The sequence below is a fragment of the Paenibacillus sp. P2(2022) genome, from assembly GCF_029522175.1.
Classification (GTDB): domain Bacteria; phylum Bacillota; class Bacilli; order Paenibacillales; family Paenibacillaceae; genus Paenibacillus; species Paenibacillus polymyxa.
Genome location: NZ_JAKWFI010000003.1, coordinates 515,721 through 532,583, shown reverse-complemented (window position 1 = coordinate 532,583; position 16,863 = coordinate 515,721). Strand labels below are relative to the sequence as shown.

The 16,863-nt window shown below is 45.0% G+C and carries 14 protein-coding genes; 6 read left to right on the top strand and 8 right to left on the bottom strand.

What is annotated here, in order from left to right; all coding sequences use genetic code 11:
- The first annotated feature begins 92 nt into the window (after window positions 1-92).
- The 3 genes from rlmN to MMB75_RS14120 all read left to right on the top strand — a co-directional run bounded on the left by rlmN (window position 93) and on the right by MMB75_RS14120 (window position 2,945).
- Window positions 93-1,190: a dual-specificity RNA methyltransferase RlmN gene (rlmN, locus tag MMB75_RS14130; RefSeq protein WP_058830965.1), complete on the top strand. Its 1,098-nt coding sequence runs from the start codon at window positions 93-95 to the stop codon at window positions 1,188-1,190.
- Between the two features lie 140 nt (window positions 1,191-1,330).
- A complete protein-coding gene (locus MMB75_RS14125; protein WP_277508150.1) occupies window positions 1,331-2,032 on the top strand; it encodes a dihydroorotate dehydrogenase electron transfer subunit in 702 nt (233 codons plus the stop codon).
- Window positions 2,013-2,945 (top strand): dihydroorotate dehydrogenase, encoded by a 933-nt coding sequence (locus tag MMB75_RS14120; protein ID WP_064962799.1) that lies wholly within the window; start codon window positions 2,013-2,015, stop codon window positions 2,943-2,945. Before MMB75_RS14125 ends, MMB75_RS14120 begins: the two co-directional genes overlap by 20 nt.
- A gap of 101 nt (window positions 2,946-3,046) precedes the next feature.
- Here the strand turns inward: MMB75_RS14120 and MMB75_RS14115 are convergent, their stop codons facing one another.
- A complete protein-coding gene (locus MMB75_RS14115) occupies window positions 3,047-3,229 on the bottom strand; it encodes a hypothetical protein (RefSeq protein WP_013373763.1) in 183 nt (60 codons plus the stop codon).
- A gap of 250 nt (window positions 3,230-3,479) precedes the next feature.
- Here MMB75_RS14115 and MMB75_RS14110 point away from each other — a divergent pair, with 250 nt between their 5' ends.
- Window positions 3,480-5,105, top strand: coding sequence for an ATP-binding protein (locus tag MMB75_RS14110; RefSeq protein WP_025675733.1), 1,626 nt, complete (start codon window positions 3,480-3,482; stop codon window positions 5,103-5,105).
- Entirely contained in the window at window positions 5,102-5,839 is a 738-nt protein-coding gene (locus MMB75_RS14105) for a response regulator (protein ID WP_040102539.1), read from the top strand. Before MMB75_RS14110 ends, MMB75_RS14105 begins: the two co-directional genes overlap by 4 nt.
- 51 nt (window positions 5,840-5,890) lie before the next feature.
- On the opposite strand, the gene MMB75_RS14100 is transcribed toward MMB75_RS14105, so the two are convergent.
- Window positions 5,891-6,910, bottom strand: coding sequence for a 2-hydroxyacid dehydrogenase (locus tag MMB75_RS14100; RefSeq protein WP_090737666.1), 1,020 nt, complete (start codon window positions 6,908-6,910; stop codon window positions 5,891-5,893).
- Window positions 6,911-6,927: 17 nt separating this feature from the next.
- Window positions 6,928-7,983 carry an AEC family transporter gene (locus MMB75_RS14095; RefSeq protein ID WP_277508141.1) on the bottom strand — a complete coding sequence of 352 codons (1,056 nt, stop codon included), beginning with the start codon at window positions 7,981-7,983 and terminating at the stop codon, window positions 6,928-6,930.
- A 291-nt stretch (window positions 7,984-8,274) separates the two neighbouring features.
- Between MMB75_RS14095 and mmuM the strand changes: the two genes are divergently transcribed.
- Window positions 8,275-9,222, top strand: a complete 948-nt coding sequence (gene mmuM, locus MMB75_RS14090; RefSeq protein WP_277508139.1) for a homocysteine S-methyltransferase — start codon at window positions 8,275-8,277, stop codon at window positions 9,220-9,222.
- Between the two features lie 191 nt (window positions 9,223-9,413).
- Here mmuM and MMB75_RS14085 read toward each other — a convergent pair whose 3' ends face one another.
- The 5 genes from MMB75_RS14085 to rhaB form a co-directional block, all read right to left on the bottom strand.
- On the bottom strand, window positions 9,414-11,702 hold the full coding sequence (locus MMB75_RS14085; RefSeq protein ID WP_186290468.1) for a GDYXXLXY domain-containing protein: 2,289 nt from the start codon (window positions 11,700-11,702) through the stop codon (window positions 9,414-9,416).
- A gap of 143 nt (window positions 11,703-11,845) precedes the next feature.
- Window positions 11,846-12,742: an AraC family transcriptional regulator gene (locus MMB75_RS14080; RefSeq protein ID WP_016822594.1), complete on the bottom strand. Its 897-nt coding sequence runs from the start codon at window positions 12,740-12,742 to the stop codon at window positions 11,846-11,848.
- Between the two features lie 182 nt (window positions 12,743-12,924).
- On the bottom strand, window positions 12,925-13,770 hold the full coding sequence (gene rhaD, locus MMB75_RS14075) for a rhamnulose-1-phosphate aldolase (RefSeq protein ID WP_044786660.1): 846 nt from the start codon (window positions 13,768-13,770) through the stop codon (window positions 12,925-12,927).
- 51 nt (window positions 13,771-13,821) lie between these two features.
- The gene (gene rhaA / locus MMB75_RS14070) at window positions 13,822-15,078 is read right to left on the bottom strand and encodes an L-rhamnose isomerase (RefSeq protein ID WP_045244752.1); all 1,257 of its coding nucleotides are present in this window, start codon (window positions 15,076-15,078) and stop codon (window positions 13,822-13,824) included.
- Between the two features lie 12 nt (window positions 15,079-15,090).
- Complete coding sequence (gene rhaB, locus MMB75_RS14065; RefSeq protein WP_039276469.1) at window positions 15,091-16,572, bottom strand: rhamnulokinase; 1,482 nt, start codon at window positions 16,570-16,572, stop codon at window positions 15,091-15,093.
- Between the last annotated feature and the right edge of the window lie 291 nt (window positions 16,573-16,863).

Below are 16,863 nucleotides of genomic sequence, written 5' to 3'. Positions count from 1 at the left end.
ATGCTATGATGCAATGATAGTTGAGACGAGTCGTGATGGCTAGGGTTTATATATAGAAATACGAATTTTAACGTTTGAAAAGAGGATCGAACATGAAAAAGGAATCCATTTATGGATTAACGCTAGACCAATTGACAGCATGGCTCATGGAGCATGGACATAAAAAATCTCGGGCATTGCAGGTATGGGACGCATTGTATCGGAAACGGATTACTGATTTTGCGGCGATGACAGAGGTTCATGAGAATTGTACTCGCCTGTTGGCAGAGAACTTCTCTATTGAAACCCTGGAAGAACACGTGAAGCAACAATCAGCAGACGGGACAGTCAAGTTTTTGTTCCGTTTGCAGGATGGTAATTTGATTGAGACGGTATTAATGCGGCATAAGTTTGGATTATCCGTATGTGTGACGACACAGGTGGGATGCAACATTGGATGTAGCTTCTGTGCAAGTGGGCTGTTGAAGAAGAGCCGTGACCTTTCCAGTGGTGAAATCGTAGGACAAATTATGAAGGTGCAACTGTATCTGGACCAGGAACGTCCGGGCGACCGGGTCAGTCACGTTGTGGTAATGGGAATTGGCGAACCGTTTGATAACTTTGTGAACCTGTCCGATTTTATTCGGGTCATTAAGGATCACAAAGGGCTGGCGATTGGGCCGCGGCATATTACCGTGTCCACAAGTGGCCTTGCCGATAAAATCATTGAATTTGCTGATTCCGATCTGCACGTCAATCTTGCGATCTCCCTCCACGCTCCGAATAATGAGATTCGTACCCGCATAATGAAGATCAACCGGGCGATCCCGATTGAGAAGCTCATGCAGGCAATTGATTATTACTTGGACAAAACCAATCGTCGGATTACGCTGGAGTACATCTTGCTGAAGGATGTTAATGACGGTAAGGAGCATGCGCTCGAACTGGCTGAGCTGGTGGGCCATCGTCGCAATCTGGCGAACGTGAACCTGATTCCATACAATCCGGTGGATGAGCATAGTCAATACCAGCGGAGTGAGTCGGAATCGATTACTGGCTTCTATGATGTTCTGAAAAAACAAGGTATTAGCTGTAGTGTTCGGCTGGAGCACGGAGTCGACATTGATGCGGCCTGCGGACAGCTGCGCAGCAAGCAAATTCGCAAGGATGCGAATAGCAGCCGCAATGCGGAGCGCGAAGCTATTAGTTAAAATATACGAGCGTACTCTCTAACAGGAGTACGCTTTTTGTATACATGAACCATCGAACAAAACGTCAACTGTAAATGTGAAAATAGTCACGTAATAGTTGCTGCTTTTACGTTATAGTGAGTGGTTAGTGGAGGGGTTATATGGCTAACGTAATTTCAAATGTGGCGCTCGTTCCGGGCATTTATGTGATGAAGATAGAGGGGAAATTTAAGGGGAAGATGGGTCAGTTCTATATGCTGCGCAGCGGGAATGGTTACCCACTGCTGCCCAGACCCATCAGCATTTATGATATTGGGGAAGAGAGCATTTCCTTTTTGTACCGGGTTGTTGGAGAGGGGACCCATCTATTTTCCCAATTACAGCCTGGTCAGGAGATTCAATTGGAAGGACCCTTTGGAAACGGGTTTCCGCAGGTTGAGGGCAGTTTGGCTTTAATCGGCGGTGGCATGGGTACAGCACCATTGTTATTGGCTGCAAAATATTACCCGCATGCAGACGTTTATCTGGGGTTTGCACAGCAGGCCTTCGGGGTTGAAGCGTTCGAGGCTGCGGCAGCATCTGTAGAGGTCAAGGTAGGGGGGAGCATCGTCGAGCAGGTCGATCCGGCTTGCTATGCGAATATGTTTTCCTGCGGGCCAGCTCCGATGTTGCAAGCACTCGCGCTGAAAACGGCGGGTACAGCGTCCCGCTTATATATTTCAACAGAAAGACATATGGCCTGTGGTATTGGCGCATGTTTGGGCTGCACCATGCGTACCCGTGGAGGCAATCGGAGGGTATGTAAGGAAGGGCCTGTATTCCCGGTGGAGGAGGTGGAGTTCGATGATCTCCATGGCATGTAATATAGCAGGTGTACCGTTCAAAAACCCGATTATCATGGCATCCGGTACGTTTGGGTTCGGGCGTGAGTATGCAGAATTCTATTCTCCTGAGCTACTCGGCGGCATCGTCGGCAAGGGACTAACCCTTCATCCGAAGGCGGGGAATACGGGGCAACGAATACATGAGACAGCATCCGGTATGCTGAATAGTGTAGGATTGGAAAATCCGGGTGTGGCGGCTTTTTTAAAGGATGAACTGGATGACATGACTCGCTGGAATACGGCTGTTATTGCCAATGTGGGCGGTTCCAATCTGGAGGAATACGTACACGCCGTAGCTATGATTACGGAAAACGCGCAAAAACGCCGTACAATGAACCGCAGAGGCGTTGACATGCTGGAATTGAACATTTCATGCCCCAATGTGAAGCAGGGCGGAATGCAATTTGGTATCCAGACAGAGGTAGCGCGGGAGGTGGTGCGTCAGGTGCGCAATGTGACGGCGCTTCCGCTAGTTGTCAAGCTGTCTCCAAATGCAGAGAACATCACGCAGATGGCGGTTATGTGCGAGGAAGAAGGCGCCGACGGGGTTTCGCTGATCAATACATTTTCTGCAATGAAAATAGATATACGTCGGCGCCGCAGTGTGTTCGCCAACACGTATGCAGGCCTTTCCGGACCGGCAATCAAGCCGATTGCCTTGCGCATGGTTCACCAGGTGGCGCAGGCGGTATCGATTCCCGTGATCGGGATGGGCGGGATCAGCTCTGTGGAGGACATTATTGAATTCACCATGGCAGGGGCCGCCGCCATTCAGGTGGGAACGTATAATTTTGTCCATTTACATGCAGGGGCTGAGTTGGTATATGGACTAGAACAATGGATGCAGCAGGAAAAGGTGCAGTCGTTGGATGAGATACGAGGAATTTTGTAAATTTAGCACTCATATGTGTATAAACTTGAGCATACAAAACCGGCTTGTCTTCTAAGGCAAGCCGGTTTTGTATTTTATTTTACCGAACCAGCCAGACTTGACTAATGGTTAATATCGCATTTGTTCAAGATGAACGAAATTTGATTTTCCAGCCGATGAATGGCTTCCTTGGATGCCTGGTCATTGGCACCTTGGGCCTGAAGCGTAGCGAGCTCCTGCTTGAGTTGATGAAGGTCTTCTCCTGCATGAGCGCAGTCGTAATTGCTCTCGAGATTGTCAATCATCCGTTATCCTCCCTTTCGTCAGGTATACGTCCTTATTATGGAGAATTGACCTTTCCTTATTCAGCATATTGTTTTATTTCAGATAAAGGCTGCGTTATCCACTAATGGGGCGCGTAAAGCTTGTAAAATAAGAAGGGATTTTGTCAAACTATGTCGAATAAAAAGGGGTTATAGGGGCAAGATAGGCTCTTCTTCCCATTGGAGAGCTTGATAAAGAAGCTGGGTGATACGGTTGCGGTTAAAAGGTAAGTTGAAACCGAGAAGACAATTCAAAGTTTCGCTACAATTCATGATTATTATTTTGGTTGTTTTAGTTATTATTATTTCCTTGATTATATCCTTGCTTCTCATTCGTAATTTCGTGATTAACAAGCATTTTGATAATACGAAGGAAAAACTTTCAGGTATTGCCAAGGTGGTTGCCAGTGACAACGATGTTATTCGTAATGTTGAGCAGGGAGTCCCTGTGAAGCAGATCCAAGACTATTCTCTTGGAGTAATGCATAACGTTAATGTGGATTTTGTAGTCATACTGAACCACGATTTAATTCGGCTTTCCCATCCGAATGAAACCATGATTGGCAAGCCATTCTCTGATTTGGACGATGCCAGAAAAGCACTATCCGGTCAGGGACATTTTTCTGAAAATATCGGTGTTTTAGGCCAAGGCTACCGTTATTTTACGCCGATATTTAATCAACAGAAAGAGGTCATTGGCATTGTATGTGTAGGACTGACCATGAGAACGCTAAATCATGATTTGATGCAGGCGCAGTATACCATTTTTGGAGGACTGATGCTGGGACTCTTTAGTGGAGTTCTGGGCGCGATCATTCTGGCACAAAAAATCAAAACGATCTTATTTGGTCTGGAACCACAAGAGATAGCAACACGATTACGTGAAAAAGTAATTATTGAAAATGAGGTCGCTGAAGGAATTATAGCCATTTCGGCTGACAAGAAAATTATGCTTATGAACAAGGAAGCTCAGGCTAAGTACCAACTGGCGAATCAAGACAGAAAAGCCCCGATTGGCGAGCAGATCGATACCAACTTTTATAACGCGCTCTTCAAGAAAGTGTTTGATAGTAAGAAGAAGATCAAGGACCGCTCGTTTTATGTGAATGGTATAGAAGTCATTGCGACAGTAACCCCTATACATGTAGAAAATGAGTTTTTTGGGGCAGTTGCTACACTGCGCGACCAATCCGAGATGATTCATCTTAGCAATCAGTTGAGTGGCACAAAATATTATATTAACTCTCTTCGCGGACAGACGCATGAGTTTATGAACAAAATGCACGTGATCTCCGGACTGATTGAGATGAGGAAATATGAAGAAGTCAGTCAGTATATTCAGCAGCTAAATCACCGGTATCAAAATGAAGTAGGCTTTCTAACAGAGAGGATTAAGGTTCCGGCTTTAGCAGGTTTTATTATGGGGAAAATCAACGAAGCACGCGAGCAGAATATTTCAGTGTTACTGGAAGAAAGCTCGAATGTATCCAATCTAGAGATGCAGGACATTGTTCATGATGTCATACACATATTGGGCAATTTTTTTGACAACGCGATAGACTCCATTTTACAAAAAAGGCAACCCGGCAAAATTGAATTGAAATTGAATTATGAGTGTGAGGGAAATGTGTTCATTTTGAAAGTGAAGGATAATGGTATGGGAATTGACTCTGAAATGCAACAAAGAATATTCGAGCATGGCTTCTCAACCAAAGGAGAGGACAGGGGGTACGGTTTGAATCTGGTTAAAACCATGGTGGACAATCACCAGGGCATCATTGAGATTGACAGCCAACCTGGTCTGGGAACAAGTATCTATGTAGAGTTGCCCTGTACATTGGAGGTGACGAGTGAATGAAGGTACTCATTGTTGAGGATGATCCTATGGTTGCTGAGCTCAATCAACAGTTTATTGAGCGTATGGACAACTTGGATGTGGTATGTAAAGCAGATACTGTCCAGAAGGCACAGGATTGTCTCCAGAAGTTCACACCTGATCTGGTATTGCTGGACGTTTATTTACCCGGGAAAAGTGGATTAACCTTGTTATCCCATATGCAGGAGCAGCAGTACCATGCTTCGGTTATTTTAATTACGGCTGCAAAAGATATCCAAACGGTAAAGGAAGCTGTTTTCTATGGAGTGGCAGACTATCTAATTAAGCCTTTTACATTCGAACGCTTTAAGCTGGCTGTTGAGAAAATCCAGCGTTTGGCCACGGTGATGGAGGAAGGGAACGGAATTAATCAAGCTGTCATTGATCAATATTTTAATAAAGAAGAGCCTATGGGTGTAGAAAAGAAAAAACCTGCTAAACAACTATCCCCAAATCTATCGAAAAATCTGTCTAAAAACTTGTCCAAATTGACCATGACTACCATACTGAAGAGTATCCAAGAGCTGGACGGACCTTTTTCGGTTGAAACATTAGCCAGAGAAGTGGACTTGTCCCGTATTACAGTCAAAAAATATATTCAGTTCCTGGTAGACGATGGCTTCCTGATTGAATCGATAGAATACCACAAAGTTGGAAGGCCGCTAATGCTCTATCAGATCAATTCGGATATAAAAGAACCGCCATTTCCAGTATGATCTGGAGATAGCGGTTCTTTACTGTCCAATGAGTGTGCCAAGCTTCCTACCCTATTTCATAGCGAGAACAGGAAGTGGGACCAGATTGTCCGAAGAATGAGTTGTAATGATATCATGGAAGTTTTCGTAGCTGGTTTCAATCATGTTGGATAACGCAGTAACGGTATTCGAGCCGGCATGAGGTGTGACCAACACTCTTGGATACAGCTCCACAAGCTTCTGGATCGTTGGGTCCGGGAGCATTTGCCATGGGTCAAATGCTTTGAAAAATAGTTCTTCCTCTTTAGGAAAGACATCTGTTCCGAACCCTTCCAAATGATTGCTGAGCAAAGCATCCAGAATGGCTTGGTTATCTTGTAATTCCCCGCGTGAGGTGTTGATGAGAATAGCTCCCTTTTTCATTTTTGCTAAAAAGCTGGCATTAATCATTTGGTCGTTCTGTCCCGGCAGGTAAGGAACATGCACACTGACGATATCACTCTCTGCCAGTAGTTCATCCAAGGTTGTGAATGGAATGACGGCCTTGGCAGCCTCCGATTGGTACACATCATAGCCGATAACAGAAGCTCCTAATCCTTTAAATAATTTGGCTTCCGTCAGGCCGATGCGACCGACCCCGATAATCCCAACTTTACAATTGTGAATCTCTTTGCTGAACGTATGCTCGTCCACAATAAAATTTTTGAAAGAGCTTTTGGTAGTCATATAAGCGGTGTGACGGAGCAGCATCATAGCAAGCGTTAAGGAAAGCTCTGCAATGGCATTCGGAGAGTAGGATGGCACACGTGCGACCTTCATTCCAAATTCGCTGCAGGCATCCAAATCAATATGGTTGATTCCGACGGTTCTGGTGAAAATATATTGAATGCCGTACTGATTGAATTTTGCGAGATTTTCCCGATTGGCAGCACAGTTTCCTCTTAACAAAACAGCATCGTGATGCTGGGCCAGTTCTGCATTGCTGGAGGTCAGCAGCTCTTCTACCAGCGTTAGCTGGAAGTTATATTTATTAAGCTCATGGAAATAGGGCTTCTCATATGAACGGGCACCATAGCAGATGATTTTTAACATGTTGTTTTCCCCCTGATTTAGAAAATTCCAATTTTATCGATGACATTGAGCGTAATAATCCACACCGGAATCATGACGACGGAAGTAATAGTTGATAGAAGCGATGCATTAGAAGTTAGTACAGCTTCCTTATCAAAACTGATGGCATAGGCTGCGGCTACGGTAGCTGTAGGAGTAGCCATCATAATGACAATGGTAGATAAAGCGACAGTATCGACCGACAGAATATGAGATATAGTCAACAAAGCCAGCAAAACGATGTTCACAATAGGTACCAGCCAAACTTTAACAAGGCTGTAATACCATGATGTCTTGTCTGTAGCTGCCGACTTGAAGCTGATTTCACCCAAAGTTGAACCAATCGATAACCAGGCCAATGGTGAAGCTAGTCCGGCGAGGTAGGTCATGGGCTTGAACAACCAGACAGCGGTTTGATCAATTCTTAGAAAAGCAAACTGCTGAATGGTCCCATCCTCTGTAGCCACATTCATTTGTGGTAAATAACCCTGGAATAACCAAACAAACAAGCCTATAAAAGTCGCAATAACAATCGGATTCAAAAACATAGTTTTGAGATTTTTAAGCTCCATTTTTAAGCCGCTCATTTTGATATAGCCATAAGAATATAAGAAAATGCGGTAGCCTATATTAAAAATGGAACTGTACATCACTCCGGTAGGACCGTAAATGGCACCGACAATGGGAATTCCGAAAAAAGTAGTAGAACCGAAAATGGTTAGTACCCGTAAAACATCCTGCTTATCCTTGTTGTAGCTTAGGAAGAACGGCTTGGAGATAAAGATGAGAATGATATAAATGAGAATCCCCCATATTAAAACATTCATGCCTTGTTTTAATATTGTAGGATTGATATCCTGCATGAAAGAATTAAAGGCTAGTGCTGGTAGAGCCACAGTGAGAACAACCTTAGATAGCATCTTTCCTACGGCTGCGGTAAAAATCCCCTTCTTGCGGCAAAAGAAGCCGAGCAGGATAATAAAAACGGTAGAAGCGATAGAACTGACAATACTGTTATCTGTTAAGGTCGCTGTAATCATTTCTAGTAAAGACATAGATAAAACCCTCTCTTGTACCTTTTTTCACATAAATGTCGATGCAAAATGTGACAATGCAATTCCCTGATCTTTTGGCCAAAGTGTTTGGTTTGCACCTTTATAGTAAAAAAACTTTGTGAAAAAAAGAACAATATCTAATTAATTTAACTTATGAAACTAATTTAAAAAATTTATACGTCACATCAGGATGTAAATGTAAGGTGCTCATCAACATACATGCTATAATATAAAAAATTAAATCCAACCTAGTCAGTGGGTTAAATAGATTAGACAAGCAGGAGGGGCCGCATGAATCCGATACAACGTATAGTGAACAAATTTCAGCTGATCGTGCTGGACGGCGCAATGGCGACTGAATTGGAACGTCATGGGCATGATCTGAACGATAGCTTATGGTCAGCCAAAATCCTCTATGAACATCCAGATTCGATCAAGCGTGTACATCGAGATTATTTTGAGGCTGGGGCAGACTGTGCGATTACGGCGAGCTATCAGGCCACTGTGGAGGGCTATGTTCAACGCGGGCTGAGCAAAAATGAGGCAATGAAGCTTATTCAGTCATCGGTGCAGATTGCTGTACAGGCACGAGATGAGTTTTGGGCCGATGTGACGGCTACTGCGAGTCAGCAGACTCGTCCCAAGCCGCTGGTTGCGGCCTCTGTCGGACCCTATGGGGCGTTTCTCGCTGATGGATCAGAGTATCGCGGTGATTACAAGCTGAGCGAGGAGCAGCTTATGGAGTTTCACAGGCCGCGCATGAAAGCTTTGATTGAGGCGGGAGCAGACATTTTAGCTTGTGAAACGATACCCTGCATGGTTGAAGCCAGGGCCATCGCCTGGCTGCTGAAGGAATTCCCCGGCACGTATGCCTGGATCAGCTTTAGTGCAAAGGATGAGCAGCATATCAGTAACGGTGAGTCTATCGCCGCATGTGCAAAGTGGCTGAATGATCACGAGCAGGTGGCTGCAGTAGGGATCAATTGCACGTTGCCCAAATTCATTCCATCCCTTATTCACGAAATACACAGTCATACGGATAAGCCGGTGGTGGTATATCCCAATCTGGGGGAGGAATATGACCCGGTCACCAAAACATGGCAAGGCCATACTTGTACAGAGACGTTCGGACAGAGTGCCCGTCAGTGGTATGAAGCAGGAGCGCGTATGATTGGTGGCTGTTGTCGGACTCAGCCACAGGATATTAGAGAAATCGTGGCATGGTCGAGAGAGGTATAAACGAGGATAAACTTTCAGGGAAGGTTATCATGGAGTTTTCCTCCATTGCCGCAAAAGAACAAGCAGGCTGAACCGAGTTATACTCCAGTAATGGAGAAACCTGGTTCAGCCTGCTTTTTGTAAAGAATGAATTTCTAAAGCCTCGCTTCGTTCGCTATTTCTCTACCTCTCTATCTCTTTGCCAATCCAGATCAGCCTTCCACCAAACGTTCCAGCAACGCATCTCCATTGCGGCTGACTCGAATATAGGCGTAACGAGCGTTCTGTTCAACAGTACGCCCGGTTCCTTCAGGGATGAAATAATTCTCAATACCGTACAGAATACGAGAACCATTCCATTGTCCGTTAAGAATGATTTCATGATTGGCAAGCACTTCACCATCTTGATATAGACGATCAGAGATGTATACTCCTTGGCTATCTGGTGTGAGAACGACTTTAACTTTGCCTCGGTTCCAATCCTTCTCCTGAAGAGGGTCCTTGGAAGGAGGGGTAGAAATATCGTAATTCAGTGCCACATAGTCGCCCTGCAACAGGGAACGCGGATCTATAGGAGCCAGCTTGAGCTTAACGGAGGCACCTGTGGCGAGCAGGGTTTCACTTCTCGCCGTCTGATAGCCGATAATCCCCAGCTGTAGTACGATGACGATGGCAATGAGTAACGGGCTTAAGCGCATAAAGCTAAAGCTGCGGTGATCGGCATCGAATGCTGCTTTGCCGCTATGAGCCATTCGTCGATCGAACCACCAGGTAATTCCGAGTGTAATGATCCCCAGCAGCACCAGTGTAAAAGATTTATACAGCAGCGTCCACAATAAATCATAGTATTTGAAGCCGATAAAAATGAACCAGAATACGACGCTCGTAATGGCCTGCGATTTGTGTTTGTGACGAATAAAGGCAAAGACCATCCATGTAACGATAACAAAATAAAAAATATTAATGAACATATAAGAGTGTGGAATGACATCCTCGAAAAACGTCGTCCAAAACAGGAACAATAAGCTAAAGAATAATGAACTATCCCGAAGATGTTCTTTTAACTCTGTCTTGAGCACAAAGTAGCTTACCCCATATAACACGGCATTGAGCACGAATAAGGCGAAGATGGTGAATTCATAGGTCCAGTTCCAACCATACCATTCTTGATACTGCTTTAATAAAACAGTCGCCATATTCAGGTTTACAAAAGTATAGGCAAAAAATTGCTGCCTTTTCCCCTTGGAGCGAAACCACCCGGCGATGGAAACGATCAGAAATAATACTGAAAGTAACGTCTGGTCTGACCATAGAATGGCCGCCAGACCGGTAATATAGCTGATGGTCAGCAGTGTATAACGGACTACAGACTCCAGCTTGGACTCCGGTATGACAATCATCGTAATCATCAGCAGCAAAGACACACTCAGCAGTACATATTCGGTGTGATTTACGTTTGTGCTAATCACAATCAGTCCAATGAGGGATATACTGCCAATCAATACTCCAACCACTTTGATTACACGGGATACGGTTTTGCTGATCCATTCACTACTGCGGTCTTCGGAATCAGTTGTCTGCGCATCGGATTTTGCGATATCTTCTTTGTTCTCATTGGGTATTTCTCCAGCCTCCGGGGACGGTTTTCCCAAACGATTTAAATAACGAAAAAACCATACGTTACCCGTCAGTAGCAGTGCCACAAAAATCAAACCGAAAACAAAGAATAGAGATGAAGAGTACGCCTCTGCCAGCTCTATAAATTTAAAGACAGCAAAAGCCGAGAGCGCCAATGCATTTAAGGTCAGTAACGTTTTATTTAGCCGAACCTTGATAAATATATAAAATCCTAAAGCAATCACAGCGATATGCGGTATATTCATGATCAGGCCATACCCATCGAATGCAAAGGAGTTGGTCATCGCCAACATAGCTATATGGAGAACAGTAAAGCTCATATATTGTAGTGGAGCAGAATGTATACGATGAAGGAACGTCAATAGAAATAGAACCAGATTGAATATTGCGAACACTCCAGCAATGGACAACGATTCCAGTTGGCTATAAGCCGCGCTTTGCATCGTTGGATAAAAATAAAGCCATACCCCCAAATGAATCAATACATAAGACAGCATATAAAAAGGATTATAGCGGGTGATCCAGCTAAGCAGTAAAGCCGGCACTGACCAAATGAGAAACAATCCATAGCTGTCTGCATGGGAGTTGTAAATTTGACCGAGCAACGCCACGGAAACGCCGAAGGCTACACAGCCAGCCAGCAGAAATATATTGGACAGAAAAGCTTGTTGCCCGGGAACAGCACGAACACGTGCAAATACAAAAGACAAGCCATAGAACAAAACAATAAGCGCAATAGCTAGCACAATTTTGGCTGTCCGATCCAGTCCGCCCCAATTGGAGGCGAAAAAATAAATAATCGCAGCCAGTATCAGTGAGATGCCCAGCAGATAACCTGTACGTATAGCATTAAATCGCAGCATGGAATTCACGTACCTTTCCTGTTGGTTTGATGCCTATTATAGCGTTGATAGCGCTCAGAACCAAGTACAAATTAGGATCAGGTCATAAAAAAGGGAGAGCCGCCGTATGATGGTGGTTCTCCTGTATCGTTGCTGGATTCCAACTAAGCGTTGGCAGTGCGGATCTCTTGCCGGGGCTGATGCCGGAAGCGATATTCTCGGGGTGGGATTCCTGCTGTTTTCTTAAATGCCTTGGAAAAGGTGGACATGTCGGTATAACCGATAGATTGGGCGATGATCGACAGATTGTAAGTGGTCTGTTCCAGCAATCTTTTCGCTTCGTTAATCTTGAGGGTTTGCAAATATTTGGCGGGGGAGATAAGGAAGGTAGAATGGAATTTACGTGAAAAATGCGCACGATCCACACCTACATGCTCAGCAATTTGCTCAATTGTAACACGGTCACAATAATGCATTTCGATGTAATCCTTCCCCTGCTGGAGCCAATAATCAGAGCATACAGAGTTGCGCAGAGCACCAGATGTGTTGCGGGACAACTCCTCGAAGATCTGATGTAGTGTAATTAAGCGGGCCAGATCGCTGCCCTGTCTGTTGTGGTCGTTGACGATGGAAAATAGGTTGGAGATCAGTTCGAGGATTTCCTCGCTCACTGCGTTAGCTATAAATGGCTTAGAGGGGTTAATCCCGATCCGCTCCAGCAACGCCAGAGATTTCGGTCCCTCAAAGGCAATCCATACCTTTTGTAACGGGTGCTCTTGGTCGGTGTAAAATTCATGGGCAAGATGCGGAAAAAAACAGAATACATCAGACTTTTGCACACGATACTTCTTTTCCTTATAAATAAACTCAGCTTGACCTTCAAGTACAAAAATAAAATAAAAATAAGGGACAGCCTTGGGGCCGACATGACAGCTTGTCTTCGAAATATCCATACCCAGTCTGACTGGCCAAATGGCACTGGATTTTTCCAGTTCGGTTGTTGTGAAATAATGGTCTTCCACGATGTCGAAGTGATCTTCATTCTTTGTTCTTCTCATCATTGTCACCTCTCCTTTGGTGGAGATAAGGGAATTTTGATTTTATTGTATATAAAGGAAAGTACAATTACAAGTTAATTCATTGGAATTTAGGGTTATAAAATTAAAACGGTAAAGGCTCCATGGCTGGTTTGAGACGAGCCGTGGAGCCTTATAGAGTCCTGCGCTATACGATTAGCCTGTGTTTATACGTTCAGGATTCCTTCTTTTGGAGTAACATTAAAGGCTTTAGCCAGATCCGACAGCTCCTGATCTGTAATCCGTTGCTGGATATCATGCTTAGCAATCAGCATATAAATTTGCGCTGCTTTTTCAATCGTTTCAATTAGGCCAAACGCTTCATCAATGGAGCTACCTGTTCCGAAAATGCCGTGATGAGGCCATAATACAGCGTGATGATCCTTCATTTTTTTCGCTGTTTCACGGCCGATTTCGCTGGAGCCTGGCACCATCCAAGGGATTACACCGATACCGTCTGGAAAGACTACGATACATTCGGTACACATTTCCCACAGCGTTTTGGTGAATTGGTTTTCGTCCAGACTATGAATGAAGGTCATGGCAATGACATGGGTGGCATGATTATGGATTACAACCCGATGGTTAGGATCGACCTTCAATCGCTCAATATGGCTCATAAAATGAGACGGCAATTCGCTGGTAGGAACCGCGTCATGCTCGAGGCCCCACAAAATTTCTAGCTGCTCACCATCTTGGGATACACGCAGGACTCCTAAATTGGCTTCCGGATCGGCAATAACATTTTTGAAGTACTTGCCTGATCCAGTGACGATAAAATATTTGCCTGCCAGTTCATTCACGGGGAAAGCAGGTTTAATCGTTCGAATGATTTTGTGAATATCAATATATTTGGCAACCTCGGCTTCATCCAGAATATAGCTTACATTTCCTCCGTTGCGTTCATCCCAGCCGAATTTCCACATGTTTTGCGTAATTTCCGCCATCTCGCGAACAAATGGGATATCCAGTCCTGATTTTCGTTCTTTTTGATTCTCCAGCACAGTAGTCATGGATGATCTCTCCCTTTGGATGATATGAATATAAAATGATCAGTGCAGTAGTTACCGTTTCAGCAGGACTCGTTGTTCATAGTTTTTAGCCTCGGTTAGCCATTCCTCACGAACGGGAACGCCGTTTTGAGCGCAATAGTAATCCCATACAGCCCCAAACGGATAGGATTTAAACTCTTCCACCAGGGCAAGTCGCGTAGTGAAGTCTCTTTCCTCTTCGGCTTTTTTCAGTTTCTCAATCGGCTCCAGCATGGCGCGAAGCAACGCTTTGATGGTGTTGCGTGTTCCGATGACCCATGCAGCCACGTGGTTGATACTGCCATCAAAGAAATCAAGGCCGATATGAGTGCGGGAAAGCAGCTCACCGCGAACGAGCTCACGGGCAATGTCCAGCAATTCGTCGTCCATCGTCACGACATGATCGCTATCCCAACGAACAGGTCTGCTGACGTGTAGCAATAATTGATCGGTGAACATCAGCACAGAGGACAGTTTGTTCGAAATGACTTCTGTCGGGTGGAAGTGACCAGAATCGAGACAGATAGATTTCCCCCGTGTCAGGGCGTAACCCATATAGAACTCATGAGAGCCGACGACATAGCTTTCCGAACCGATGCCGAACAGTTTACTTTCAACTGCATCGATGTTGTAATCTGCACTAATTTCCTCGCTGAAAATCTCGTCCAGAGCATCCCGCAGACGTTCTCTTGGAGCCAAGCGATCCACCGGGGTATCCTTGTAACCATCCGGCATCCAGTGATTTGTGACACAAGGTTGACCGAGTTCCTTTCCAAAATATTCTGCAATTCTGCGTGATTTCTTACAGTGTGTGATCCAGAAATCGCGAATTTCCGGGTCCTTGTGGCTTAGGGTGAAGCCGTCCTCCGCTTTGGGGTGGGAGAACAGGGTCGGATTAAAATCAAGTCCAAGCCCTTGCTGTTTGGCCCAGTCTACCCAGTTCTGAAAATGGCGTGGCTCCAGTTGATCCAAATCTACTTGTTCTGTAGTATCCGCATAGATCGCATGCAGATTAACCTTGTGTTTACCGGGGATGAGCGATAGGGCTTTTTCCAAGTCCTGACGTAGTTCATCTGGCGTACCTGCTCTGCCCGGGTAGCTACCTGTTACGGCAATTCCCCCGCTAAGCTGTTTATCTTTGAACAGGAATCCTTGCACATCGTCTCCCTGCCAGCAGTGCAGTGATATTTTGATTTGTGAGAGCTTCCGTAAAACGTCATCCACCTGAATACCGTGGCGGGCATACAGCTTTTTCGCTTCGTTATAACTCGCTTCAATGGCTTCGTTCATGGCTTTACTCCTTTATTGAGATATGTGAATAGGGGGTGTTGCTTGTATCTTGAGGCGTTCCCAGCGATCCAGAAGCTCTCCCATGCCTTCCACCGATTGCGGCTCATATAGCCGAGTCGGGAAGGAATTGGCTATGGTTCGGCCAGCAGCTTTCAGATCTCCAAGAGCACCAGAGCTGATTAATTGCACGACAATATTGCCGATGGCCGTCGATTCGGAAGGTCCTGCCTGAACCTCAATTTCTAAAAGGTCGGCTGTTAGCTGACATAGTAATTCGTTGTTAGCGCCTCCGCCGACAATGTGCAATCTGGTAATCGTTTCGTCTGTTAAATGTTGTAGCTCATGTAAAGCATCCCGGTAGCTTAAGGCAAGACTGTCAAAAATACAGCGGGCGAGCGCGCCAGGTGTGCGTGGGACAGGCTGCCCGGTTTTTTCACAGAACCTCTGAATCTCAAGGGTCATACTATCCGGATTTAAGAAAGAGGACTGGTTACAGAGGACGAGACTGACAAACGGTGTCTCTGCTGAAGCCAATTGGGCCAATTCGGCAAAGCTATGTGCAGAACCACCTTCTCTTCTAACCTCCTGAATCATCCATAAGCCCATGATATTTTTCAAAAAACGGTACGTGCCGTAAGCGCCCCATTCATTGGTGTAGTTCGCCTGCATAGCTGTCTTGGTATTCAAGGGTTGGGATCGTTCCATACCCAATAGCGACCATGTTCCGCTGCTGATATAAGCCCAAGACTCCTCTCGCGATGATGGAACACCTGCAACCGCTGAGGCGGTATCGTGTGTAGGCACAAGGATGAGCTGACAGTCGGGAAGATCGTATTTCCGAACAAGCTCCGGCAAGATGGAGCCCAGAACACGTCCAGGCTCAGCCAGCTCCGAAAATTGATTACGCCGAAGCTGGAGCAGGGAGAGCAGGTCCTCATCAAACTCTCGGGTGTTCACGTTGAGAAGCTGCATCGTGGATGCATTGGTCATTTCATTGACCATAATGCCTGTCAGGCGATAGTACAGATAATCGGGTACCATCAATATTTTATCTGCTTGGGCGAGTTGTTCCCGATCATGGGCGAACAGTTGATATAGGGTATTAAAGTTTAGTTCCTGGATGCCCGTTTTCTCATATACCTCTTCTCGGCTGATGAGCTGGTGCAGCTTATCGGGGGCATGTAGAGTGCGTGCATCGCGGTATGCGTACACCTCATGGATGCGATGACCTTCCTTATTAAGTAACACGTAATCTACAGCCCATGTGTCAATGCCGAGCGTACAGGAGTCAATCCCGTTTTGTTTGGCTTTTTGTAGTCCCTGGATGATCTCATCAAATAAATTGTCTATATTCCAGTAATCGTGCCCGTTCCTCTCAGTAAAGGAGTTGTTGAAACGATGAAGTTCTTGCAAGTGAATTTGTTCACCTTGTAGAGTTGCACTCACGAGTCTTCCGCTTGAAGCTCCAATATCAACAGCAAGATAGTTGTTCATATCTAATCTCCTTGCATGGATGAAATCCCGGCAGCCTGAAAGACTGCCTTTTGTTTCTTAACTAATTCCATACTACTTCCGTTTGTCTGTGCAGTCAACATAAACGGAAGTATAATTTTTGGTTTTTCTTTTGAATTTAAAAATGAAATTAATTTTAAATGTTGTTTTGTATTGTTTTTCGTTTTTTAATATCTGCTTTCTACTATATATATACCTCAAACAGGGATCGGTGTGTTGTTGCGATATTCAAATTGTGGAAGGTTCTCCAAATGCCGCTGTTTGTATGAAAAA